Consider the following 23854-nt stretch of genomic DNA (forward strand, 5'->3'; position numbering starts at 1 on the left):
CATGGTTTTACCAGTTATACTTGTTCTATTAATTCTAATGCTTATTGTGGGAGTTACTCTAGTAAGTTCTGTTTATGTCGTTCGTCAACAATCTGTTGCCATTATCGAACGATTTGGTAAATATCAAAAGTTAAGTAATAGTGGTATTCATCTGCGAGCACCATTTGGCATTGACAAAATTGCAGCTCGTGTACAGCTACGCCTTTTACAAAGTGAAATCGTGGTTGAAACCAAAACCCAAGATAACGTTTTTGTGACCATGAATGTCGCAACTCAATACCGTGTAAATGAGCAAAACGTTACAGATGCTTACTATAAATTGATGAGACCGGAAGCTCAAATTAAATCTTATATTGAAGATGCATTACGCTCATCTGTTCCTAGATTAACTTTGGATGAATTGTTTGAGAAAAAAGATGAAATTGCATTAGAAGTTCAAAAACAAGTAGCGGAAGAAATGTCAACGTATGGGTATATTATCGTTAAGACACTCATTACCAAAGTTGAGCCGGATGCAGAAGTCAAACAATCAATGAACGAAATCAATGCCGCTCAACGTAAGAGAGTGGCCGCTCAAGAATTGGCTGAAGCAGACAAAATTAAGATCGTTACAGCGGCAGAAGCTGAGGCAGAAAAAGATCGTCTCCATGGTGTGGGGATCGCAGAGCAGCGGAAAGCAATTGTTGATGGACTTGCTGATTCTATTAAAGAGTTAAAAGGAGCTAATGTCGAATTAACTGAAGAACAAATTATGTCAATCCTATTAACCAATCAGTATTTAGACACATTGAATAATTTTGCAGACAAACAAGGAAATAATACTATATTCTTGCCAGCAAATCCTAATGGAGTTGAAGATATACGGACCCATATATTATCGGCTTTAAAAGCCAAATAATTGTGTTCTGAGCGCTTTAATTCAGTGTATGTATTCGTTTTTATTGACAAACACTATAAAAACATATAGAATGAAATAGCGCAAAGAAAAAAATAGGAGAATAACATGGCTAAGTCTAACTTTGAAAAAGTAGAATCAGTTGTTAGCTGGGTTCGTGATAAAAAAATCACAGGGTATCGTATTTCTAAGGAAACAAATGCACGTGAAATGTCTATCATTGCTTTAGCTCAAGGACGTGCAAAAGTTAAAAATATTTCCTTTGAAACAGCCCTCGGCTTAATTGATTTCTACGACAAAAATCATGAAAAATTTGAAGATTAGTCTTTGGATATAGGCAGGTTCGAAAAGAACTTGCCTTTTCATTTTAGGAAATATAAAAAGACTGCAGGTTGCAGTCTTTTTTGATTATCCAAGATAGCGTTGTAAAAATTCTCTGGTGCGTTCTTCTTTAGGGTTGGTAAATAGATCTTCAGGTTTGCCTTCTTCTGCAATAACTCCCTTATCCATAAAGATAACACGGTTTGATACATCGCGAGCAAATTCCATTTCGTGGGTTACTACAATCATAGTCAATCCTTCCTGAGCTAGTTCTTGCATGATTTTAAGAACTTCACCGACCATTTCAGGGTCGAGGGCTGATGTAGGCTCGTCAAAGAGAATGGCATCAGGGTTCATAGAAAGAGCGCGAGCAATAGCTACACGTTGCTTTTGACCACCAGAAAGTTGCTTTGGTTTAGCTTGCCAGAAACGTTCTCCCATACCAACCTTCTCAAGGTTTTCTTTTGCGATTTTCTCTGCTTCTGAGCGTTCACGTTTGAGTACAGTTGTTTGGGCAACGATTGTATTTTCGAGAACATTGAGATTTTCAAAAAGATTAAAGGACTGGAAGACCATTCCTAGTTTTTCGCGATAGTGAGTAAGATTATACCCTTTTTCAAGGACGTTTTCACCGTGATAAAGAATTTCACCTTCAGTTGGGGTTTCGAGAAGGTTGATAGAACGTAGGAAGGTTGATTTACCACTACCGGAACTACCGATGATAGAAATCACTTCTCCTTTATGAATAGTGAGTGAGATGTCTTTTAGGACCTCGTTTTGTCCATAGGATTTTTTGAGGTGTTTGATTTCAAGAATGGGTTGATTCATTATTTCAAATCCTCCGTTTGCATTTGGTTAGCACCTGTTGTGTAGGTATCCATATCCATACGTTTTTCAATGTAACGGAGAATACGCGTTACTGTAAAGGTAAGGACAAAGTAGATAACTGCGATGATGGTAAAGGTTTGGAAGTATTGGTAGGTTTGTGTTGCTACTGTATTTCCTGAGAAGTAAAGTTCTACAACAGAGATAACGTTCAATACAGAAGTATCCTTGATGTTGATGACGAACTCATTACCAGTTGCTGGTAGAATATTTCGAACAACTTGAGGCAAAACAATCTTACGCATGGTTTGATTATGAGTCATACCAAGTGCAGTTGCCGCTTCGAATTGTCCCTTATCAACAGCCAGAATACCACCACGGACGATTTCTGTCATGTAGGCACCCGTATTGATAGAAACGATAAAGATAGCAGCCAGTGTTCGGTCTAGGTTGATTCCAAAGGCTTGTGCAGTACCATAGTAGATAACCATGGCTTGTACAATCATAGGCGTACCACGGAAAATTTCAATATAGACGTTGAGAATCCATCCAAGTAGATTTTGGATTACGTAGATAAATTGATTTTCAGATTGAGGTGCAGTACGGAAGACACCGATAGCAAGACCAATGATGAGACCGACGATAGTACCGATAATGGAAATGATAAGAGTAATACCAGCACCACGCAAGAGTTGTTGCCAGTTCTCAGATAGAATTTTAGCAACTTGGCCAAAGAAATTACTGTTGCTTTCTTCAGTTGTTGTAGATTCGGCAGGTTGCTCTTTGATCATACGATCCATGAGCGCAACTTGTTCTTCTTTAGAAATGGTTTCAATGCTAGCATTGATTTGACTGATTCGTTCGTCGTCTTTACGTAAACCGATAGCGATAGATGTATCTTCCTCCCCAGTTTTAAAGCCAGGTTCAGGTTGAATCATTTTGAACTTAGCGTTTGTTGATTCAGCAGTTAAGGCTTCTGGACGTTCAGAGACATAGGCATCGATGACTCCAGCTTCAAGAGCTTGTCGCATTTGCGCAAAATCACCCATAGCAGTTTCTTTCTGAGCACCTGAGATTTGTGAAATCAAGTCATATAGGTAAACACCTTGTTGAGAAGTGATTTTTGCTCCGCTAAAACCGTCCAATGATTTAGCATTGGCATAGGCAGAATCCTTCTTGACCAAAAGTACTGGTTCGCTAGTGTAGTAGCTGCTTGAGAATGCAATTTCTTGTTTGCGCTCAGCGGTTGGACTCATACCTGCGATAATCATATCGATTTTACCAGAGGTAAGGGCTGGGACAAGTCCTTCCCATTTAGTTTTTACAACCAATGGTTCTTTACCAAGGTCCTTAGCAATCTTTTTAGCAATTTGGACATCGTAACCGTTGGCATATTGGTTGGTTCCATCGATTTTGACAGCACCATTACTGTCATCATCCTGAGTCCAGTTAAAAGGTGCGTAAGCTGCCTCCATTCCGATGCGTAAATATTCATCGGCTTGGACCTGGCTAACTAGCCCTAAAGCAAGGGCCAGGCTAGCAAGGAAAGTTAAGCATAATTTTTTCATGTTTTCTCCTATTTCTAGTCTAAAAATGGCTCCCTCTATTGTATCTAAAAATGGTGAGATTTTCAATACAAGTAAACTCTTACTTGGAAAAAAATGATATAATGAAAAAAAGGTCAAAAGAGGCTATATTATGAAAAAAAGATGGTTAATAGTACTCATATTTACTTGTCTGATAATTGTTCCAAAAATGGTTTTTGCTGTGGATTTTAGCATTCCATCATATAAAGGAGAACTGTATATTCATGCAGATAATACAGCGGAATTTAGGCAGAAGATAGTTTACCAGTTCGAGGAGGATTTTAATGGCCAAATCGTGGGGATTGGTCGTGCAGGCAAGATGCCTAGTGGATTTGAAATTGTTCCTCAGCCAAAGATTGAGGCCTTTAAAAATGGTCATAAAATCGAAAATCTTACTAGCGAAGTGACAGAAGAAACGAAAGGTTATACTGTTAAGGTCTATAATCCAGGTCAGGAAGGGGACAGGGTCGAAGTGGAACTTACCTGGCAATTGAAAAATCTTCTTTTCCTATATGATGATATCGCTGAATTAAATTGGCGACCCTTAACAGATAGTTCAGAATCTATTGAAAAGTTTGAGTTTCACGTAAGTGGAGAGAAGGGGGCTGAAAAACTCTTTTTCCACACAGGGCAACTCTATAGAGAGGGAAGGATCGAACAGAGTGGTCATGACTATACTATTCGCTTAGACAATCTTCCGTCTAAGCGCGGAGTTGAGTTGCATGCCTACTGGCCTCGAACTGATTTTGCTAGCGCTACGGATCAGGACTTGAAAGGGAATCGTTTAGAAGAGTTTAATAAGATAGAAGACTCGATTGTTAGAGAAAAAGAGCAGAGTAAATATATAGTAACTTGGGTGTTTCCTTTGATTTTGTCTCTTTCCTTGTTATTGAGTATCTTCTTCTATTTTATTTATAAAAGAAAGACAGGACCTTCAGTCAAATATGCCAAAAATCATCGTCTCTATGAACCACCAATGGAATTAGAACCTATGGTTTTATCAGAAGCAGTTTACTCGACCTCTTTGGAGGAAGTGAGTCCTCTAATCAAAGGAGCAGGCAAATTCACCTTTGATCAACTCATTCAAGCTACTTTGCTAGATGTGATTGACCGTGGGAATGTTTCTATTATTTCAGAAGGAGATGCAGTTGGCTTGAGGCTGGTAAAAGAAGATGGTTTGTCAAACTTTGAGAAAGACTGTATAAATCTGGCCTTTTCAAACAAAAAAGAAGCAGCTCTTTCAAATTTGTTTGCGGATTATAAGGTATCTGATAGTCTTTATCGTAGAGCAAAAGTCTCTGATGAAAAACGTATTCAAGCAAAGGGGAGTCAGCTCAAATATTCTTTTGAAAGAGCATTGAAACAGATGCAAGAAGGGGTGAGAAATCGAGTTTCCTTCTGGGGGCTACCAGATTATTATCGCCCCTTGACTAGCGGGGAAAAGGTCTTGCAAGTGAGTATGGGTATCTCCACTATCTTACCCCTATTTATAGGATTTGGTTTGTTCTTGTACAGTTTAGACGTTCATGGATATCTTTACCTCCCCTTGCCAATACTTGGTTTTCTAGGATTAGTTTTGGCTGTTTTCTATTATTGGAAGCTTCGACTAGATAATCGTGATGGTGTTCTAAATGAAGCGGGAGCAGAAGTCTACTATCTCTGGACCAGTTTTGAAAATATGTTGCGTGAGATTGCACGATTGGATCAGGTTGAATTGGAAAGTATTGTAGTCTGGAATCGCCTCTTGGTCTATGCGACCTTATTTGGCTATGCGGACAAGGTCAGTCACTTGATGAAGGTTCATCATATTCAAGTGGAAAATCTAGATATCAATCTCTATGTAGCCTATGGCTGGCATAGTATGTTTTATCATTCAACAGCGCAAATAAGCCATTATGCAACCATCGCAAATACAGCAAGTACTTTTTCTGTATCATCCGGAAGTGGTAGCTCTGGTGGAGGTTTCTCAGGCGGTGGTGGCGGAGGAAGTGTTGGTGCTTTCTAAAGAAAACTAAACACAGCCTTTAAAAGTATGATATAATGGAGGATAGAAAAAGGAGTTATCTATGTATCTTATTGAAATTTTAAAATCTATCTTTTTTGGTATTGTTGAAGGAATTACGGAATGGTTGCCGATTTCGAGTACTGGTCACTTAATTTTGGCAGAAGAGTTTATCCAGTATAAAGATCAAAATGAAGCCTTCATGTCTATGTTTAACGTAGTCATTCAACTGGGTGCTATCCTAGCCGTCATGGTTATCTACTTTAACAAACTTAATCCTTTCAAACCAGGTAAGGATAAAGTTCAAGTTCGTAGAACTTGGCAATTATGGTCTAAAGTATTTGTTGCGACTCTCCCTCTTCTTCTAGTCTTTAAGTTTGATGATTGGTTTGATACTCACTTCCATAATATGGTTTCAGTAGCCATTATGTTGATAGTTTATGGGGTTGCTTTCATTTATCTTGAAAAACGCAACAAAGCACAAGCAATTGAGCCAACAGTAACTGAGCTAGATAAGTTGCCTTATAAAACAGCCCTCTATATTGGTCTTTTCCAAGTCTTGGCTCTTTTACCAGGAACTAGCCGTTCAGGTGCGACTATCGTCGGTGGTTTGTTAAATGGAACCAGTCGTTCAGTGGTGACAGAATTCACCTTCTATCTAGGAATTCCTGTTATGTTTGGAGCTAGTGCCTTGAAGATTTTTAAATTCATCAAAGCAGGGGAAGTATTGAGTTTTGGTCAATTCTTCTTGCTCCTAGTCGCCATGGTAGTCGCTTTTGCAGTCAGCATGGTTGCTATTCGTTTCTTGACCGGCTATGTAAAAAAACACGACTTCACAGTCTTCGGTAAATACCGTATTGTTCTTGGTAGTGTCTTGTTGCTTTATAGCTTTGTTCGATTATTTGTATAAGAAAAAACCTTGAGGGAAATTTCCTTCAAGGTTTTTAAAATCCTGTCACAGTGACTCCCAATAAGCGGACACCCTTGTCTTTATCACTAAGTGTTTCGTAGAGTTGGATAATGCTTTGTGCGATTTCTTCAGAGTCTTGTGTTTGTTGGCTCAGTGTTTTTCGTTTTGTCAAAGTAGAAAAGTCAGCATAGCGGATTTTCAAAATGACGATTTTACCACTTTTTTCATATTTTTGAAGACTAAGAGCGACTTTTTCCGAAAGGAGAGTTAGCTCTTTTTTGATATCTTCTTCCAGACTAAGAATTTTACTATAGGTTTTTTCTTTACCAATAGACTTACGAATACGGTCAGATTTAACGGCAGAATTATCAATCCCACGAGCCTTTCGATAAAGGTCAAATCCAAGTCGTCCAAAACGATCAATAAGCGTAATTTCAGAAATTTCTAGGAGATCGGCTCCCGTGAATACTCCCATTTGATGTAATTTCTCAACAGTTTTCTTGCCAACGCCGTGGAATTTAGCAATATCCATTTGTTTGAGGAAGTTTTCGGCTTCTTCAGGGAGAATAACCGTCAAACCACGAGGTTTTTGATAGTCACTAGCCATTTTAGCTAAAAACTTATTATAAGAAACACCGGCAGAAGCGGTCAGATGGAGTTCTTGCCAAATATCCTGCTGAATTAAGCGAGCAATCTTAACGGCAGATTTGATACCGAGTTTGTTTTCAGTTACGTCTAGATAGGCTTCATCGATACTCATAGGCTCAATTTTATCTGTATATCGTTTGAAAATAGCTCGTATCTGTTGACCGACAGCAGTATATTTTTCGTAGTTTCCAGAAATGAAAACGGCTTGCGGACAACGCTCATAGGCCTCTTTGGAACTCATAGCTGAGTGGATGCCAAAGGCTCTCGCTTCATAACTACAAGTCGAAACAACTCCGCGACCTCCTGTTTTTCTTGGGTCGCTACCAATAATAACAGGTTTCCCTTTAAGTTTGGGATTGTCACGAATTTCTACGGCAGCAAAAAAGGCATCCATGTCAATATGGATGATTTTACGAGATAAATCATTCATCAGTGGAAATATCAGCATGTGATGACCTTTCTTTGATAGAATTACTAGCTATATTATAACCTTTTTCAGAAAAAATAGAAAATAGGTAAATCTTTTTTCAAAACTATAATACAGTTATCGAGAAAATAACAACTGTATTATAAAAGAAAGTGTTAAAAAAAGGTGATTTCACTTGTTGAAATCGTTTACTGTGTGGTATACTGAATACATGAATGTAACAGATGACTGTTACTAGAAAGATAAAAGAGGACATTAACATGGTTGTTAAGACAGTTGTTGAAGCACAGGACATTTTTGACAAAGCCTGGGAAGGCTTTAAAGGTGTTGACTGGAAAGAAAAAGCAAGTGTATCACGCTTTGTACAAGCTAACTACACACCTTATGATGGAGATGAAAGCTTCCTTGCAGGACCAACAGAGCGTTCACTTCACATCAAAAAAATCGTAGAAGAAACTAAAGCACACTACGAAGAAACTCGTTTCCCAATGGACACTCGTCCAACTTCTATTGCTGATATTCCTGCTGGATTTATCGACAAAGAAAACGAATTGATTTATGGTATCCAAAACGATGAACTCTTCAAATTGAACTTCATGCCAAAAGGTGGTATCCGTATGGCTGAAACTACTTTGAAAGAAAATGGATACGAACCAGATCCAGCTGTTCACGAAATTTTCACTAAATACGTAACAACTGTTAACGATGGGATCTTCCGTGCTTACACTTCAAACATTCGTCGTGCTCGTCACGCTCACACTGTAACGGGTCTTCCAGATGCATACTCACGTGGACGTATCATCGGTGTTTACGCACGTCTTGCTCTTTACGGTGCAGACTACTTGATGCAAGAAAAAGTTAACGACTGGAACTCAATCGAAGAAATCGATGAAGAAACAATCCGTCTTCGTGAAGAAATCAACCTTCAATATCAAGCATTGCAACAAGTTGTACGCTTGGGTGATCTTTACGGAGTAGATGTTCGCAAACCAGCGATGAACACTAAAGAAGCTATCCAATGGGTAAACATCGCCTTCATGGCTGTCTGCCGTGTGATCAACGGTGCTGCTACATCTCTAGGACGTGTGCCAATCGTATTGGATATCTTTGCAGAACGTGACCTTGCTCGTGGTACATTTACTGAATCAGAAATCCAAGAATTTGTTGATGATTTCGTTATGAAACTTCGTACAGTTAAATTTGCTCGTACAAAAGCTTACGACCAATTGTACTCAGGTGACCCAACCTTCATCACAACTTCTATGGCTGGTATGGGTAACGACGGTCGTCACCGTGTTACTAAGATGGACTACCGTTTCTTGAACACTCTTGACAACATCGGTAACTCTCCAGAACCAAACTTGACAGTTCTTTGGACTGATAAATTGCCATACAACTTCCGTCGCTACTGTATGCACATGAGCCACAAACACTCTTCAATCCAATATGAAGGTGTTACAACAATGGCTAAAGATGGATACGGTGAAATGAGCTGTATCTCATGCTGTGTATCTCCACTTGACCCAGAAAATGAAGAACAACGTCACAACATCCAGTACTTCGGTGCTCGCGTTAACGTTCTTAAAGCTCTTCTTACTGGTTTGAACGGTGGTTACGACGATGTTCATAAAGACTACAAAGTATTTGATATCGAACCAATCCGTGACGAAGTTCTTGAGTTTGAATCAGTTAAAGCTAACTTTGAAAAATCTCTTGACTGGTTGACTGACACTTACGTAGATGCTTTGAACATCATCCACTACATGACTGATAAGTACAACTACGAAGCTGTTCAAATGGCCTTCTTGCCAACTAAACAACGTGCTAACATGGGATTCGGTATCTGTGGATTCGCCAACACTGTTGATACATTGTCAGCTATTAAGTACGCTACAGTTAAACCAATCCGTGACGAAAATGGCTACATCTACGATTACGAAACAATCGGTGAATACCCACGTTGGGGTGAAGATGACCCACGTTCAAACGAATTGGCAGAATGGTTGATCGAAGCTTACACAACTCGTCTACGTAGCCACAAACTTTACAAAGACGCAGAAGCTACTGTATCACTTTTGACAATCACATCTAACGTTGCATACTCTAAACAAACTGGTAACTCACCAGTCCACAAAGGTGTATACCTCAACGAAGATGGTTCAGTGAACTTGTCTAAACTTGAATTCTTCTCACCAGGTGCTAACCCATCTAACAAAGCTAAAGGTGGATGGTTGCAAAACTTGAACTCACTTGCTAGCCTTGACTTTGGTTACGCAGCTGATGGTATCTCATTGACAACTCAAGTTTCACCTCGTGCTCTTGGTAAGACTCGTGACGAACAAGTTGATAACTTGGTAACAATCCTTGATGGTTACTTCGAAAACGGTGGACAACACGTTAACTTGAACGTTATGGACTTGAACGATGTTTACGAAAAGATCATGTCAGGTGAAGACGTAATCGTACGTATCTCAGGATACTGTGTAAATACTAAGTACCTCACTCCAGAACAAAAAACTGAATTGACACAACGTGTCTTCCACGAAGTTCTTTCAATGGATGATGCATTGAGCTAAGATTCATAAATAGTAAATCAAAAACCAGTCATTTTGACTGGTTTTTTTGATATAAGAAAATTTAAAAAAGTTAGTCAAATTTAGTCAAAATCCTTGACTAAAACTGACCAAAGTGATATACTAAAAACATAAGGATAAGGAAAGTCCTTAGAAAACCTTGATTTTAAGATGATTGTATATACTATCTTAAGATCAAAGTATGGGTAAAACCTAGAAAAGAGGTACAACCTATGGTTAACATTAGTATTTTTAGAAGTCCAATTACAAAACTTGTATTGGATAAAGAAAAACCTGAAATTATACGTAGAGTAGCAAATAGCTAGTCTAAATTTTTTATAACAAAGGTCAGAGAAAGTCAAAGTGATTTGACTAACTAATTTTGAATTTAACGAGGTATGAAATATGAATAACAACTTTAATAATTTTAACAACATGGATGATTTATTTAACCAATTGATGGGTGGTATGCGTGGATACAGTTCTGAAAATCGTCGTTACTTGATTAACGGCCGTGAAGTAACTCCAGAAGAATTCGCGATTTACCGTCAAACAGGTCAACTTCCTAGCGAAGGAAGTGATCAAGCTCAGTACGTTCAAGGGAAAGGTATGAAACAAGACGGTATTCTTGCTAAACTTGGACGTAATTTAACTGCTGAAGCTCGTGAAGGGAAGCTAGATCCGGTTATTGGACGTAATAAGGAAATTCAAGAAACATCTGAAATCCTTTCTCGTCGTACAAAGAATAACCCAGTTCTTGTCGGGGATGCTGGTGTTGGTAAAACAGCAGTAGTTGAAGGTTTGGCTCAAGCTATTGTGAATGGAGACGTTCCAGCAGCAATCAAGAACAAGGAAATCATTTCAATTGATATTTCTGGACTTGAAGCTGGTACTCAATACCGTGGTAGCTTTGAAGAAAACATTCAAAACTTGGTAAACGAGGTTAAAGAAGCTGGAAATATTATCCTCTTCTTCGATGAAATCCACCAAATTCTTGGTGCAGGTAGCACAGGGGATGGTCAAGGATCTAAAGGTCTTGCTGATATCTTGAAACCAGCTCTTTCACGTGGTGAATTGACAGTGATTGGGGCAACAACTCAAGATGAATATCGCAACACTATTTTGAAAAATGCTGCTCTTGCTCGTCGTTTCAACGAAGTAAAAGTTAATGCACCATCTGCTGAAGATACTTTCAAGATTCTCCAAGGGATCCGTGATCTTTATCAACAACACCACAATGTTATCTTGCCAGATGAAGTATTGAAAGCGGCTGTTGATTATTCTGTTCAATATATTCCACAACGTAGCTTGCCAGATAAGGCTATCGACTTGGTCGATGTGACAGCTGCTCACTTGGCAGCACAACACCCAGTGACAGATGTACATGCTGTGGAACATGAAATTGAAGAAGAAAAAGCTAAACAAGAAGCTGCAGCTGCTAAAGAAGATTACGAAGCAGCCCTTAATGCAAAAATTCGTATCGAAGAACTTGAAAAACAAATTGCCAACCATACTGAAGATCACAAGGTGACAGCGACTGTTAATGACGTAGCTGAGTCTGTAGAACGTATGACAGGTATTCCTGTTTCACAAATGGGTGCAACTGATATTGAACGTTTGAAAGATATGGGCCACCGTTTGCAAACTAAGGTTATCGGTCAAGATAAAGCTGTTGAGGCAGTAGCACGTGCGATCCGCCGTAATCGAGCAGGATTTGACGAAGGAAACCGTCCTATCGGTAGCTTCCTCTTTGTAGGACCTACTGGCGTTGGTAAGACTGAGTTGGCTAAACAATTGGCTCTTGATATGTTCGGAACTAAGGATGCTATCATCCGTTTGGATATGTCAGAATACAGCGATCGTACAGCCGTTTCTAAATTGATTGGTACAACAGCAGGTTATGTTGGTTACGATGATAATAACAATACCTTGACTGAACGTGTCCGCCGTAATCCATACTCAATTGTCCTCCTTGACGAGATTGAAAAGGCAGACCCTCAAGTGATTACTCTTCTTCTTCAAGTATTGGATGATGGTCGTTTGACAGACGGTCAAGGTAACACTGTAAACTTCAAGAATACGGTGATTATCGCAACTTCAAATGCTGGCTTTGGTTATGAAGCGAACTTGACAGAAGATGCGGACAAACCAGAATTGATGGATCGTTTGAAACCTTACTTCCGTCCAGAATTCCTCAATCGTTTCAACGCTGTGATTGAATTCTCACATTTGAGCAAGGAAGACCTTTCTAAGATTGTTGATTTGATGTTGGTTGATGTCAATAAGACACTTGCCAAGAAAGAGATCGACTTGGCAGTGAGCGATGCAGCTAAAGAATACATGACTGAAGAAGGTTATGATGAAGTCATGGGTGTTCGTCCACTCCGTCGTGTAGTTGAACAACAAATCCGTGACAAAGTAACAGACTTCCATTTGGATAATCTTGATGCTAAACACCTAGAAGCTGACATGGAAGATGGTGTTTTGGTCATTCGTGAAAAAGACTAAATCAAGATTTAGAAAATAAAAAAAGGAACCAGTTCAAAAGCTGGTTTCTTTTTTATTATTAGATGACATGACGTTCAAAGGCATCGTCTGAGATTCCTTGTTGGAGAATCAATTTTGCCCATTCCTTAGCAGAGAAAAGGCTATGATCCTTGTAGTTACCACAAGATTCAATAGTTGTTCCTGGGACATCTTCCCAAGTTGTTGTTTCAGCGATTTCCTTCAGTGAATCCTTGATGACAGCTGCGATTTCAGCGCTAGAATGACGTCCCCACATAATCATATGGAACCCTGTACGACAACCAAATGGTGAACAATCAATCATACCGTCGATGCGAGTACGGATTAACTTAGCCAAGAGGTGCTCAATAGTATGAAGTCCAGCAGTAGGGATAGAGTCCTCATTTGGTTGAACCAAGCGGATATCAAAGTTAGAAATGATATCTCCTTTCGGTCCAGTCTCTTCTCCAATCAAGCGGACATAAGGAGCTTTTACAATCGTATGATCTAGTTCAAAACTTTCAACAATAACTTCTTTTGACATGGTATTTCCTTTCAACTTTCTTCTTTCATTATATCATAAAGATATAGTTGATAAACGGCTATAATAGAATTTTTCCTAAAAAGATTTTCATATTAGAAATAGAGGAAGAAAATATTTTCAAATCAATTGGAAAAATTCTGAAAATTGTATTGACACTTGGCGAAAAAGGGATTATAATGTATAAAAAGTCATAAAGGAGTTTATTATGAAATTTTCAAAAGTAATGGTCCTAGCAGGGGTGACTCTGTTAGCGTCAGGTGTTTTGGCAGCTTGTTCGGGTTCAGGCTCTAGTGCAAAAGGTGAGAAAACTTTTTCTTACGTTTATGAAACAGATCCAGACAGCCTCAACTATCTGACAACAGGTAAGGCTGCGGTTGCTAATATTACAAGTAATGTGGTTGACGGTTTGATGGAGAATGACCGTTACGGAAACTTCGTGCCATCTATGGCAGAAGACTGGTCTGTATCTCAAGATGGTTTGACTTACACTTATAAAATCCGTAAAGATGCTAAGTGGTACACTTCTGAAGGTGAAGAGTATGCACCTGTGAAAGCTCAAGACTTTGTAACAGGTCTTAAATATGCAGCTGATAATAAGTCAGAGGCCCTTTATCTTGTTCAAGAATCCATTAAAGGTCTTGACGCTTATGTCAAAGGTGAAGTAAAAGACTTCTCAGAAGTTGGAATCAAGGCAATTGATGATCAAACTGTTCAATACACTTTGAATAAACCAGAAAGCTTCTGGAACTCTAAGACAACCATGGGTATTCTTGCACCAGTCAATGAAGAATTCCTTACTTCTAAAGGAAGTGACTTTGCCAAAGCAACTGATCCAAGCAGTATTCTTTACAACGGTCCTTTCTTGTTGAAATCATTGGTAGCTAAATCTTCAGTAGAATTTGAAAAGAATCCAAACTACTGGGATAAGGACAATGTTCATATTGATAAAGTAAAACTATCATTCTGGGATGGTCAAGATACAAACAAACCTGCAGAAACCTTTAAGGCTGGTGGTTTCTCAACGGCTCGTCTATTCCCAACAAGTGCAAGTTATCCTGAAACTGAAAAAGAGTTTAAAGACAATATCGTTTATACACCACAAGATTCTTCAACTTACTTAATTGGTACCAATATTGATCGTCAGTCTTATAAATATACTTCTAAGACTACAGATGAGCAAAAAACTTCAACTAAGAAAGCTCTCCTTAACAAAGACTTCCGTCAAGCGATTGCCTTCGGTATTGATAGAACAGCTTATACTTCTCAAATCAATGGAGAAAGTGGAGCAACAAAACTTCTTCGTAACTTGTTCGTACCACCAACATTTGTTCAAGCAGATGGTAAAAACTTTGGTGAGTTAGTTAAGGAAAAATTGGTGACTTATGGTGACGAGTGGAAAGATGTTAACCTAGACGATGCTCAAGACGGTCTTTACAGTCCAGAAAAAGCAAAAGCAGAATTTGCTAAAGCTAAGACAGCTCTCCAAGCAGAAGGTGTTCAATTCCCAATTCACTTGGATATGCCGGTAGACCAAACAAGTACTACAAAAGTACAACGTGTTCAATCATTGAAACAATCACTTGAAGCAACATTAGGAACTGATAACGTAGTCGTTGATATCCAACAACTTCAAAAAGATGAAGTTCAGAATGTCACTTACTTTGCTGAGTCAGCTGCTGGGGAAGATTGGGACCTTTCAGATAACGTTGGTTGGACTCCAGACTTTGCAGACCCATCTACTTACCTTGATATCATCAAACCATCAGTCGGTGAAAATACTAAGACTTACCTAGGCTTTGATGCAGGTACAAATAATGCAGCAGCCAAACAAGTTGGTTTGGAAGACTACGAAAAGATGGTTGTTGAAGCCGGAAACGAAAACACTGACGTTTCAAAACGTTATGACAAATATGCTGCAGCCCAAGCTTGGTTGACAGATAGCGCTTTGATTATTCCAACAGCTTCTCAAACTGGACGTCCAATGTTGTCTAAGATGGTACCATTTACGCTTCCATTTGCTTACTCAGGTAACAAGGGAACAACTGAACCTCTCTTGTACAAATACCTTGAACTTCAAGATAAACCAGTAACTGCTGATGAATATCAAAAAGCTCAAGATAAATGGAAGAAAGAAAAAGAAGAATCTAATAAAAAAGCACAAGAAGATCTTGCCAACCATGTAAAATAAAAGAAGGTGGAGTTAGTGATTAACTCCACTTTTTGGTTAAAGAAATACCTAAGAAAATTACTCTTAGGTATTTAGTGATTATTGTTGACCTCGTGGATTTTGATTTTGTCGAGGATTTTGTTGAGGTGGCTGATTCTGTTGATGATTTTGATTAGTATTTGGTGTCGAAGGGTTTTGGGTGGTGTTAGAGTCAGTAGTCTCAGTGACAGAGGTTTGACTTTCAGTCGTTACGTTTGAAACTTCTGTAATAGGTTGTTGGGGAGTTTGGGTTATCCAATTATTTCGTGCACCATTCTTAAAGACGTAATCACCGCTTCTATAAAGTCCTTCAGGCATTGTCCAATCACCAGGGTGATCATTTTCAGCGAGATATTCCATCATTGAACGATAGATGCTACCAGCAACTCTAAATCCGTCACCAACAATTGGTGTCAATCGATTGGAGTAACCAGTCCATACTGCCATTGAGTATTTACGTGTATAGCCAACAAACATTTCATCAGGAGCGACATACTGATCGGTTTTGATATGATTCTCAATTTCAGCATCAGTATAGTTTGATGTACCAGTTTTACCCGCTTGAGGTAACCAAGAAATGTAAGCACCAGTACCGTTTCCATAATAGAGTACTGTTTTCATCATCTCGGTCATCATATAAGCTGTTGTTTCTTTCATAGCACGAGTACCTTGATCAGAAAACTCTTTTGAACTACCGTCGCTAAAGACAATTTTATTGATATACATTGGTTTGTGATAGATACCACCGTTAGCAAATGCAGCATAGGCGGCAGCCATTTTTTCACTACTTGCACCGTACTGTTTACCTGATTCAGTCGTATTACTTGAAATTGCGTTTGCATATACCATGGTTGGATAATCAATGCCAAGTCCGTTTAAGAATTTTTTGGCTTTATCGAGTCCAACTCTATCGAGAGTTTCAACTGCTGGTACGTTACGAGATTGTTGGATAGCAGTTTGAAGAGTGATGTTACCATAATAGCCACGATCCCAGTTGTAGACTGGAGTGCTGGTGCCTGGGAAGTTATATGGTACATCCTTGAGCATGTAGGCAGTAGAGTCATAAATGTCATACTCTAATGCGGGGGCATAGTCTGTGATTGGTTTCATGGTAGAACCCCAGTCACGGTTAGTTTCAACAGCTTGGTTAATACCGAAAGATACGTTACTAGCTTGGTGGCGAGAGCCGAGTTGAGCAATAACCTTACCATTTGATACATCAATAATAGTAGAAGCTGCTTGAAAATCATCGTCTGGGTACTCGACATATTCGTTAGTATTGTAAACATCCCAGAGTCGTTTTTGAACATCTTGGTCTACGTTGGTGTAGACATCCATTCCAGTAGTTAAAAGGTTGTAGCCTGTCTCTGTTTCGACTTGTTCAATCACTTCTTTGAGGTAATTGTCTAAGTATGGAGGATAGGAGTTGCTTCCTTTAAGACTTTGTAAACCATCAGTGATTGGTGTATTTATAGCAGTTTCGTATTGCTCTGCAGTTAGATAACCTTGTTTTTGCATCTCTGATAGGACTAGATTACGACGTTCAGTGGCTTCTTCTGGATGAGAATAAGGGTCGTACTGGTTTGGTGCCTGTGGCATTCCAGCTAGAAGAGCAAGTTGTGGTATTGATAGGTCTTTTAAATCTTTACCATAGTAATTTTGCGCTGCAGTCTGCATGCCATAATTACCGTTTGACATATATACTTTATTGATGTAATATGTCAAAATTTCTTGTTTAGTAGCTGTTCTCTCTAATTGAATGGCTAACCAAGCTTCCTGAGCTTTACGTGAGATTGTTTGATCTGACGAAGATGTTGAGAAATATGTTAATTTAATTAACTGCTGAGTCAAGGTTGAACCACCTTGAAGACCGTTGCTTCGAAGGTTTCGTAAGAAAGCACCTATGATACGGATACTATCAATCCCTCTGTGGTTGAAAAAGCGATGGTCTTCAATAGAGACAATTGCATTAACAAGGTCTGTAGGGATTTCACTACTTTGAGCATTCACACGACGCTCCGCTCCCAAGTCCGCAATTAATTCATTTTTATTATCGTAGATTTTACTTGAAGTTGTTGCGACTAGTTTGCTTTCAGAAAGTTCGGGTGCTTTAGATACATAGTAGAAGAAGATACTTCCACCAATCAGTATCGAAGCAAGAAAGGCAGCTAAGAAACCGATTCCTAGATATTTAGCAATACGCAAAATTAGTTGTTTATTCATATTGTTTTACCACCTAGTAAATGTTTTTTGACGATATCGAGAAAAGGTATTTGAGGAAAGGCTTGTTGTTCAATCACATAACCGTGTTCTCGAATATAATCAAGCGGCATTGATTTTTTCCCCATATCCTGACGATAAAAACGGATGAGGTCAATTGCCGGTAATAAATACGTTTCCTGATAAGAAGAAAAATGGATTAAGACGAAGCAAATTCCTTTTTGTTCAAGGACCTGTTCCATATGCTGAATCTGATGAGAATGAAAGTTTTTCATCGGAAAAGCTTTTTTTTGTTTGGTTTCCTTGGCTTCGAAATCGATATAAAATCCTTCATAAACACCCGAGTAGTCAGTTGTTGATGCCTGTCTAAAGTAGGCTTCGACAATTTTAGCTCGACTCCGCTGAGGATAGTCAACTCGTACAATTTGAATCGGGGTTGGCTTTTTATGAATGACTGCCATTCCGTGTGAGAGATAGTAGTCGTTCGTAGCGTTGATCATCTTTTCAAAACTCATTCCTCGATTTGCGAAATTTTTAGTTTGAGGTAGGGAAGTTTTGCTTGATTTAGATGAAAGTTTATGTGGATAGTTGACCATAATCCTCCTTATTGGTACAATAACATCACTCTATTATACCACAAAGGTCTTTAGAAAGGGTGAAAAAATGCATACAGCCTTGGTTTTGGGATACTCAGCTTTTGATTTGGGATTGTTTAATGAAAAGGATATCCGTTTAAAAATCATCAAAAAAGCTATCCGTAGAGACTTGGAAAGATTAGCTGAAGAAGGATTGAAATGGCTAGTGTTTACGGGGACTCTTGGATTTGAACATTGGGTTTTAGAAGTTGCTAAGGAGATTAAAGAGGACTATGGATTTCAACTAGCGACTATTTTTGACTTTGAAACACATGGATCAAATTGGAATGAGACCAATCAAGTTAAATTAAGTGATTTTAAACAGGTTGATTTTATTAAGTATGCTTACCCTGCTTATGAGCATAAAGGTCAATTGAGAGATTATCAGATTTTTTTGCTCGAAAATACAGATGGTGCCTACCTTTTTTATGACGAAGAAAATGAAACAAAACTGGGATTTTTTTACGAACAGATGAAAAAGAAAGACAACTATATTACAAAAATATTAACATTTGAGGATTTAAACGAAGTAGCCGAAAATTTTTCCGAAAATTGAGGCTTTGACCTTGCTTTTTGTTTGCCTTTTTTTATATAATAATACTAGTAACTGAAAACGGAGAGAAACATGGCGAGTATTATTTTTACAGCAAAGGATATTTTTGAACAAGATTTTGGAAGAGAAGTACGCGGATATAGTAAAGCAGAGGTGGATGAATTTTTAGATGATGTCATCAAAGATTATGAAACCTATGCAGCTCTCGTGAAATCACTACGATTAGAAATTGCAGAGTTAAAAGAAGAATTGTCAAAGAGACCTCAGGCAACATCTGTGACTACTGAATCTGTGGATTTAGGAAGTACAACTTCTATGACCAACTTTGATATCTTGAAGCGTTTGAATCGTCTTGAAAAAGAAGTATTTGGCAAACAGATCGTAGAAAACTCTGATTTTTAAGAATCATACAGTTGTGCAATTTTTGGATAATCGCGTGGAAAGTTTATCTTTTCATGAGGAAAGTCCATGCTAGCACAGGCTGTGATGCCTGTAGTGTTTGTGCTAGGCGAAACCATAAGCCTAGGGACGAGAAATCGTTACGGCGAGTGAAGAGACTAAGTTTTCGGATATGTTTTAGTAGCTCTGAAAGTGCCACAGTGACGTAGTCTTTCTGGAAACAGAAAGAGTGGAACGCGGTAAACCCCTCAAGCTAGCAACCCAAATTTTGGTCGGGGCATGGAGTACACGGAAACGAACGTAGTACTCTGACCACTAGTGGCTTTTGGCTGTTAGTGGTAGACAGATGATTATCGAAGGAAGTGGTCCTAGTCGCTTCTGGAACAAAACATGGCTTATAGAAAATTGCATATAGGTTGGGGCTGAGAAATCTTTCTCAACCTCATTTTTTAAAAGTGAACAAGAGAAAGGTCTTTAAAGACTGACATGAAACAAACATTTAATTTAATTGCGACTGCTGCGGCAGGCTTAGAGGCGGTGGTAGGTCGAGAAGTGCGTGCACTGGGCTATGACTGCCAAGTTGAGAATGGTCGCGTTCGCTTTGAAGGAGATGTGAAGACAATCATTGAAAGTAATTTGTGGCTACGAGCTGCAGATAGGATTAAGATTGTTGTTGGAACTTTTCCTGCAAAAACATTTGAAGAACTTTTTCAAGGAGTGTTCGCTCTTGATTGGGAAAACTATCTTCCGCTCGGAGCACGTTTCCCGATTTCTAAGGCTAAGTGTGTCAAATCAAAACTTCATAACGAACCTAGTGTCCAAGCTATTTCTAAAAAGGCAGTTGTTAAGAAACTACAAAAACACTATGCACGACCAGAAGGTGTTCCCCTGATGGAGAATGGTCCTGAGTTCAAGATTGAAGTTTCCATTTTGAAGGATGTAGCGACTGTTATGATTGATACAAGTGGCTCTAGTCTTTTCAAACGTGGGTATCGAACAGAAAAGGGTGGTGCTCCAATCAAGGAAAACATGGCGGCGGCTATTTTGCAATTGTCTAACTGGTATCCAGATAAACCTCTGATTGATCCAACCTGTGGTTCTGGAACCTTCTGTATCGAAGCGGCTATGATTGCTCGTAATATGGCACCAGGCTTGCGCCGTTCCTTTGCTTTTGAGGATTGGAACTGGATTAGTGACCGTTTGATTCAAGAAGTCCGCACAGAAGCAAGTAAAAAAATTAATCGTGAGATTGAACTAGATATCATGGGCTGCGATATTGATGGCCGCATGGTAGAAATTGCGAAGGCAAATGCTCAGGTAGCAGGAGTTTCTAAGGACATCCTCTTTAAACAGATGCGCGTTCAGGATTTGCGAACGGACAAGATCAATGGAGTTATTGTTTCGAACCCACCGTACGGAGAACGCTTGTCAGATGATGCAGGAGTAACTAAGCTCTATGCTGAGATGGGAGAAGTATTTGCCCCGCTAAAAACATGGAGTAAATTTATCCTGACTAGTGATGAAGCTTTTGAAAGTAAATATGGGAGTCAGGCAGATAAAAAACGGAAACTCTATAACGGTACCTTGAAAGTTGATTTATATCAATATTTTGGTCAACGTGTGAAAAGGCAAGATGTCAAATCAGAAAGGAAAACAGATGAGTAAGAAAAAACGTAACCACCATCATAAGGATGAGCAAGAATCTAAATTTGAATTTGAAGAAGCTAAAGATTTAACGGTTGGTCAGGCCATTCGTAAGAACGAAGAAGTTGAAGCAGGTGTAACTCCAGATGACACGGTTTTAGACAAATATATCAAACAACACCGTGAAGAAATCGAAGCTGATAAGTTTGAAAATTTACAAACCAAAAAGGACCAAACAACTCAAAGCTTGGATGAGATGATCCAGGAGGTGAGAGAAACGACTGAACAAGAAAATACATCAAGTTCAGAAGAGGAAACAATTGCAGATGCAGTAGCTGCAGAGACCACGGAGATTGTAGCTCAAGATGTTGATGCTGAAGAAACAAGAGTTCTAGAGCAGCCTTTTAAGGATGAATTGGAAGCTGTTGAAACAGCTGAGTTCGATAACTTTCAAGTCGCAGTAGTTAATGAAGAAAATAAAGAACAACTACAACCCTTGTCTCGTTCTGCTCAGCCTGTTGAGAAGCCAAAAAGTAAGAAAAAATTGGCAATCCTTTCAGCCATTATTTTAGTCTTCCTCTTGATTTTTGGAGGTTCCTATTACGTTTATCGACAAATTTCTCGTTCTTCTCATGAAATTCAAACGCAAGCGGCAGATTCAGGTCTGGTAAGTAATCAGTCAGTTTTGGAACAATTTAATACTCTCTACGATACATTCTATACCGATGAAAACAAAACGGCTCTTAAAAATAGCCAGTTTAGTCAACTGAATCAGTTGAAGGAACTTCTAGATAAACTTGAGGGAGCTAGAGAATATACTCTAGTCAAATCAAAATATGATAGCTTGGAAACTCAGATAAAAGCAATCCAAGAAGTGAATTCTCAATTTGAAACTCCAGCTATTACAGATGGTGTCTTGGATACAAATGCGAAAATCAAAACAGATGCGAAATTTACAGATATTAAGACTGGTAATACAGAAATTGATAAACTTTTAGATAAAGCAATCAGCCTTGGTAAGAGTCAATTAGCAAGTATAACAAGTACAGCTACAACAACAGTTGCTAGCCAGGAAGATTCAAGTCCAACTACAGAAAGCAGTTCCTCTACTTCAGTAGGTGATACTGCTGCATCTACTAATGGTGGTCTGTCAAGCGAAGGCGTTAATTTGCAAAGAGGCGTTAGTCGTGTACCGTATAATCAATCAGTTGTCAAAGATAGTAGTAATGCAGCCTGGACATTTGCTGATGGTGTCCTTGAAAGAATTCTCGAGACATCACGTGCGCGTGGCTATATCACGGGTAACCAATACATTTTAGAACCTGTAAATATCGTTAATGGTAATGGTTATTACAACCTTTACAAACCAGATGGAACTTATCTCTTCACTCTGAACTGTAAGACAGGTTACTTTGTAGGGAACGGTTCTGGCCATGCGGATGATTTGGACTACTAGTCAATTGTTATAAAATTCTTTCTTTTCACAGATAAACATGATAAAATAAAACATATTAAATAAGAGGAGTGTCACATGACAAAAGCAAACTTTGGTGTTGTTGGTATGGCCGTAATGGGTCGTAACCTTGCCCTTAATATTGAATCTCGTGGTTATACAGTTGCGATTTATAACCGTAGTAAAGAAAAAACAGAAGATGTTGTTGCTTGCCATCCTGAAAAGAACTTTGTGCCAAGCTATGATATCGAAAGCTTCGTAAACTCAATCGAAAAACCACGTCGTATCATGCTCATGGTTCAAGCAGGACCTGGTACAGATGCGACCATCCAAGCCCTTCTTCCACACTTGGATAAAGGCGATATCTTGATTGACGGAGGAAACACGTTCTACAAAGATACTATCCGTCGTAACGAAGAGTTAGCGAACTCTGGTATCAACTTCATCGGTACAGGTGTTTCTGGTGGTGAAAAGGGTGCCCTTGAAGGTCCTTCTATCATGCCTGGTGGACAAAAAGAAGCTTATGAATTAGTGGCTGATGTTCTTGAAGAAATCTCTGCAAAAGCTCCAGAAGATGGTAAACCTTGTGTAACTTACATCGGTCCTGATGGAGCTGGTCACTATGTAAAAATGGTTCACAATGGGATCGAGTACGGTGATATGCAATTGATCGCAGAAAGCTACGATCTTATGCAACACTTGCTTGGTCTTTCTGCAGAAGACATGGCTGAAATCTTTACTGAGTGGAACAAGGGTGAATTGGACAGCTACTTGATTGAAATTACAGCTGATATCCTTGGACGCAAAGACGACGAAGGCCAAGACGGACCAATCGTAGACTATATCTTGGATGCTGCAGGAAACAAAGGAACTGGTAAATGGACTAGCCAATCAGCTCTTGACCTTGGTGTGCCATTGTCACTCATTACTGAGTCAGTATTTGCGCGCTACATTTCAACTTATAAAGAAGAACGTGTACACGCTAGCAAGGTGCTTCCAAAACCAGCAGCTTTCAAATTTGAAGGAGACAAGGCTGAGTTGATTGAAAAAATCCGTCAAGCCCTTTACTTCTCAAAAATCATCTCTTACGCACAAGGTTTTGCCCAATTGCGTGTAGCTTCTAAAGAAAACAACTGGAACTTGCCATTTGCGGACATCGCATCTATCTGGCGCGATGGATGTATCATCCGTTCTCGTTTCTTGCAAAAGATCACAGATGCTTACAACCGTGATGCAGATCTTGCTAACCTTCTTTTGGATGAGTACTTCTTGGATGTAACAGCTAAGTACCAACAATCAGTTCGTGATATCGTAGCTCTTGCTGTTCAAGCAGGTGTACCAGTACCAACCTTCTCAGCGGCAATTACATACTTCGATAGCTACCGTTCAGCTGATCTTCCAGCGAACTTGATCCAAGCACAGCGTGATTACTTTGGTGCCCACACATACCAACGTAAAGACAAAGAAGGAACATTCCACTACTCTTGGTATGACGAAAAATAAGTAGG

18 protein-coding genes and 1 other RNA gene are annotated in these 23854 nt (G+C 39.1%); 13 read left to right on the plus strand and 6 right to left on the minus strand.

Annotated features, from left to right (window positions below; all coding sequences use genetic code 11):
• Position 1: 1 nt before the first annotated feature.
• The gene (locus ACWPVF_RS01920; protein WP_045614399.1) at positions 2 to 898 is read left to right on the plus strand and encodes an SPFH domain-containing protein; all 897 of its coding nucleotides are present in this window, start codon (positions 2 to 4) and stop codon (positions 896 to 898) included.
• A 105-nt stretch (positions 899 to 1003) separates the two neighbouring features.
• Positions 1004 to 1219 carry a capsule biosynthesis transcriptional regulator gene (locus ACWPVF_RS01925; protein WP_002893653.1) on the plus strand — a complete coding sequence of 72 codons (216 nt, stop codon included), beginning with the start codon at positions 1004 to 1006 and terminating at the stop codon, positions 1217 to 1219.
• Positions 1220 to 1303: 84 nt separating this feature from the next.
• Here the strand turns inward: ACWPVF_RS01925 and ACWPVF_RS01930 are convergent, their stop codons facing one another.
• Together ACWPVF_RS01930 and ACWPVF_RS01935 are read right to left on the minus strand one after the other, a co-directional pair.
• Positions 1304 to 2044: an amino acid ABC transporter ATP-binding protein gene (locus ACWPVF_RS01930; protein ID WP_045614395.1), complete on the minus strand. Its 741-nt coding sequence runs from the start codon at positions 2042 to 2044 to the stop codon at positions 1304 to 1306.
• Positions 2044 to 3609 carry an ABC transporter substrate-binding protein/permease gene (locus tag ACWPVF_RS01935; protein WP_454384364.1) on the minus strand — a complete coding sequence of 522 codons (1566 nt, stop codon included), beginning with the start codon at positions 3607 to 3609 and terminating at the stop codon, positions 2044 to 2046. Before ACWPVF_RS01935 ends, ACWPVF_RS01930 begins: the two co-directional genes overlap by 1 nt.
• A 130-nt stretch (positions 3610 to 3739) precedes the next feature.
• Between ACWPVF_RS01935 and ACWPVF_RS01940 the strand changes: the two genes are divergently transcribed.
• The gene (locus ACWPVF_RS01940; RefSeq protein ID WP_454384366.1) at positions 3740 to 5632 is read left to right on the plus strand and encodes a DUF2207 family protein; all 1893 of its coding nucleotides are present in this window, start codon (positions 3740 to 3742) and stop codon (positions 5630 to 5632) included.
• A 61-nt stretch (positions 5633 to 5693) separates the two neighbouring features.
• A complete protein-coding gene (locus ACWPVF_RS01945) occupies positions 5694 to 6539 on the plus strand; it encodes an undecaprenyl-diphosphate phosphatase (protein ID WP_045614387.1) in 846 nt (281 codons plus the stop codon).
• Positions 6540 to 6573: 34 nt separating this feature from the next.
• Here the strand turns inward: ACWPVF_RS01945 and dinB are convergent, their stop codons facing one another.
• Complete coding sequence (dinB, locus tag ACWPVF_RS01950; RefSeq protein WP_414307283.1) at positions 6574 to 7635, minus strand: DNA polymerase IV; 1062 nt, start codon at positions 7633 to 7635, stop codon at positions 6574 to 6576.
• A gap of 239 nt (positions 7636 to 7874) precedes the next feature.
• Between dinB and pflB the strand changes: the two genes are divergently transcribed.
• Both pflB and ACWPVF_RS01960 read left to right on the plus strand, forming a co-directional pair.
• The gene (gene pflB / locus ACWPVF_RS01955; protein ID WP_178895380.1) at positions 7875 to 10190 is read left to right on the plus strand and encodes a formate C-acetyltransferase; all 2316 of its coding nucleotides are present in this window, start codon (positions 7875 to 7877) and stop codon (positions 10188 to 10190) included.
• Positions 10191 to 10592: 402 nt separating this feature from the next.
• Positions 10593 to 12695 (plus strand): AAA family ATPase, encoded by a 2103-nt coding sequence (locus ACWPVF_RS01960; protein ID WP_454384369.1) that lies wholly within the window; start codon positions 10593 to 10595, stop codon positions 12693 to 12695.
• A 58-nt stretch (positions 12696 to 12753) separates the two neighbouring features.
• Here the strand turns inward: ACWPVF_RS01960 and ACWPVF_RS01965 are convergent, their stop codons facing one another.
• Entirely contained in the window at positions 12754 to 13236 is a 483-nt protein-coding gene (locus tag ACWPVF_RS01965; protein WP_004251981.1) for an S-ribosylhomocysteine lyase, read from the minus strand.
• Positions 13237 to 13441: 205 nt separating this feature from the next.
• On the opposite strand from ACWPVF_RS01965, the gene ACWPVF_RS01970 reads away from it, so the two are divergent.
• Positions 13442 to 15424: a peptide ABC transporter substrate-binding protein gene (locus tag ACWPVF_RS01970; RefSeq protein ID WP_454384371.1), complete on the plus strand. Its 1983-nt coding sequence runs from the start codon at positions 13442 to 13444 to the stop codon at positions 15422 to 15424.
• 78 nt (positions 15425 to 15502) lie between these two features.
• Here ACWPVF_RS01970 and pbp1a read toward each other — a convergent pair whose 3' ends face one another.
• Complete coding sequence (pbp1a, locus tag ACWPVF_RS01975) at positions 15503 to 17665, minus strand: penicillin-binding protein PBP1A (protein WP_454384373.1); 2163 nt, start codon at positions 17663 to 17665, stop codon at positions 15503 to 15505.
• Complete coding sequence (recU, locus tag ACWPVF_RS01980; RefSeq protein ID WP_414307279.1) at positions 17662 to 18258, minus strand: Holliday junction resolvase RecU; 597 nt, start codon at positions 18256 to 18258, stop codon at positions 17662 to 17664. Before recU ends, pbp1a begins: the two co-directional genes overlap by 4 nt.
• A 67-nt stretch (positions 18259 to 18325) precedes the next feature.
• Here recU and ACWPVF_RS01985 point away from each other — a divergent pair, with 67 nt between their 5' ends.
• The 6 genes from ACWPVF_RS01985 (at position 18326) to gndA (ending at position 23849) form a co-directional block, all read left to right on the plus strand.
• Positions 18326 to 18853 carry a DUF1273 domain-containing protein gene (locus ACWPVF_RS01985; RefSeq protein WP_414307278.1) on the plus strand — a complete coding sequence of 176 codons (528 nt, stop codon included), beginning with the start codon at positions 18326 to 18328 and terminating at the stop codon, positions 18851 to 18853.
• Between the two features lie 69 nt (positions 18854 to 18922).
• Positions 18923 to 19252: a cell division regulator GpsB gene (gene gpsB / locus ACWPVF_RS01990; protein ID WP_045614373.1), complete on the plus strand. Its 330-nt coding sequence runs from the start codon at positions 18923 to 18925 to the stop codon at positions 19250 to 19252.
• Positions 19253 to 19270: 18 nt separating this feature from the next.
• Positions 19271 to 19652: RNase P RNA component class B (gene rnpB / locus ACWPVF_RS01995), an RNA gene on the plus strand.
• A gap of 83 nt (positions 19653 to 19735) precedes the next feature.
• Entirely contained in the window at positions 19736 to 20914 is a 1179-nt protein-coding gene (locus ACWPVF_RS02000; protein ID WP_045614370.1) for a THUMP domain-containing class I SAM-dependent RNA methyltransferase, read from the plus strand.
• Entirely contained in the window at positions 20907 to 22349 is a 1443-nt protein-coding gene (gene mapZ, locus ACWPVF_RS02005) for a cell division site-positioning protein MapZ (protein WP_454384376.1), read from the plus strand. Before ACWPVF_RS02000 ends, mapZ begins: the two co-directional genes overlap by 8 nt.
• Before the next feature lie 75 nt (positions 22350 to 22424).
• Positions 22425 to 23849, plus strand: a complete 1425-nt coding sequence (gndA, locus tag ACWPVF_RS02010; RefSeq protein ID WP_045614364.1) for an NADP-dependent phosphogluconate dehydrogenase — start codon at positions 22425 to 22427, stop codon at positions 23847 to 23849.
• Positions 23850 to 23854: the final 5 nt, after the last annotated feature.

The organism is Streptococcus sp. Marseille-Q7087, assembly GCF_965111935.1.

What these genes read in the sequence shown, in the direction of transcription:
- dinB (WP_414307283.1), bottom strand. Translation starts at nt 7,635, where the DNA reads ATGCTGATATTTCCACTGATGAATGATTTATCTCGTAAAATCATCCAT.
- gpsB (WP_045614373.1), top strand. Translation starts at nt 18,923, where the DNA reads ATGGCGAGTATTATTTTTACAGCAAAGGATATTTTTGAACAAGATTTT.
- ACWPVF_RS01925 (WP_002893653.1), top strand. Translation starts at nt 1,004, where the DNA reads ATGGCTAAGTCTAACTTTGAAAAAGTAGAATCAGTTGTTAGCTGGGTT.
- ACWPVF_RS01935 (WP_454384364.1), bottom strand. Translation starts at nt 3,609, where the DNA reads ATGAAAAAATTATGCTTAACTTTCCTTGCTAGCCTGGCCCTTGCTTTA.
- ACWPVF_RS01930 (WP_045614395.1), bottom strand. Translation starts at nt 2,044, where the DNA reads ATGAATCAACCCATTCTTGAAATCAAACACCTCAAAAAATCCTATGGA.
- ACWPVF_RS02000 (WP_045614370.1), top strand. Translation starts at nt 19,736, where the DNA reads ATGAAACAAACATTTAATTTAATTGCGACTGCTGCGGCAGGCTTAGAG.
- ACWPVF_RS01960 (WP_454384369.1), top strand. Translation starts at nt 10,593, where the DNA reads ATGAATAACAACTTTAATAATTTTAACAACATGGATGATTTATTTAAC.
- recU (WP_414307279.1), bottom strand. Translation starts at nt 18,258, where the DNA reads ATGGTCAACTATCCACATAAACTTTCATCTAAATCAAGCAAAACTTCC.
- ACWPVF_RS01965 (WP_004251981.1), bottom strand. Translation starts at nt 13,236, where the DNA reads ATGTCAAAAGAAGTTATTGTTGAAAGTTTTGAACTAGATCATACGATT.
- gndA (WP_045614364.1), top strand. Translation starts at nt 22,425, where the DNA reads ATGACAAAAGCAAACTTTGGTGTTGTTGGTATGGCCGTAATGGGTCGT.
- ACWPVF_RS01920 (WP_045614399.1), top strand. Translation starts at nt 2, where the DNA reads ATGGTTTTACCAGTTATACTTGTTCTATTAATTCTAATGCTTATTGTG.
- ACWPVF_RS01940 (WP_454384366.1), top strand. Translation starts at nt 3,740, where the DNA reads ATGAAAAAAAGATGGTTAATAGTACTCATATTTACTTGTCTGATAATT.
- ACWPVF_RS01970 (WP_454384371.1), top strand. Translation starts at nt 13,442, where the DNA reads ATGAAATTTTCAAAAGTAATGGTCCTAGCAGGGGTGACTCTGTTAGCG.
- pbp1a (WP_454384373.1), bottom strand. Translation starts at nt 17,665, where the DNA reads ATGAATAAACAACTAATTTTGCGTATTGCTAAATATCTAGGAATCGGT.
- pflB (WP_178895380.1), top strand. Translation starts at nt 7,875, where the DNA reads ATGGTTGTTAAGACAGTTGTTGAAGCACAGGACATTTTTGACAAAGCC.
- ACWPVF_RS01985 (WP_414307278.1), top strand. Translation starts at nt 18,326, where the DNA reads ATGCATACAGCCTTGGTTTTGGGATACTCAGCTTTTGATTTGGGATTG.
- ACWPVF_RS01945 (WP_045614387.1), top strand. Translation starts at nt 5,694, where the DNA reads ATGTATCTTATTGAAATTTTAAAATCTATCTTTTTTGGTATTGTTGAA.
- mapZ (WP_454384376.1), top strand. Translation starts at nt 20,907, where the DNA reads ATGAGTAAGAAAAAACGTAACCACCATCATAAGGATGAGCAAGAATCT.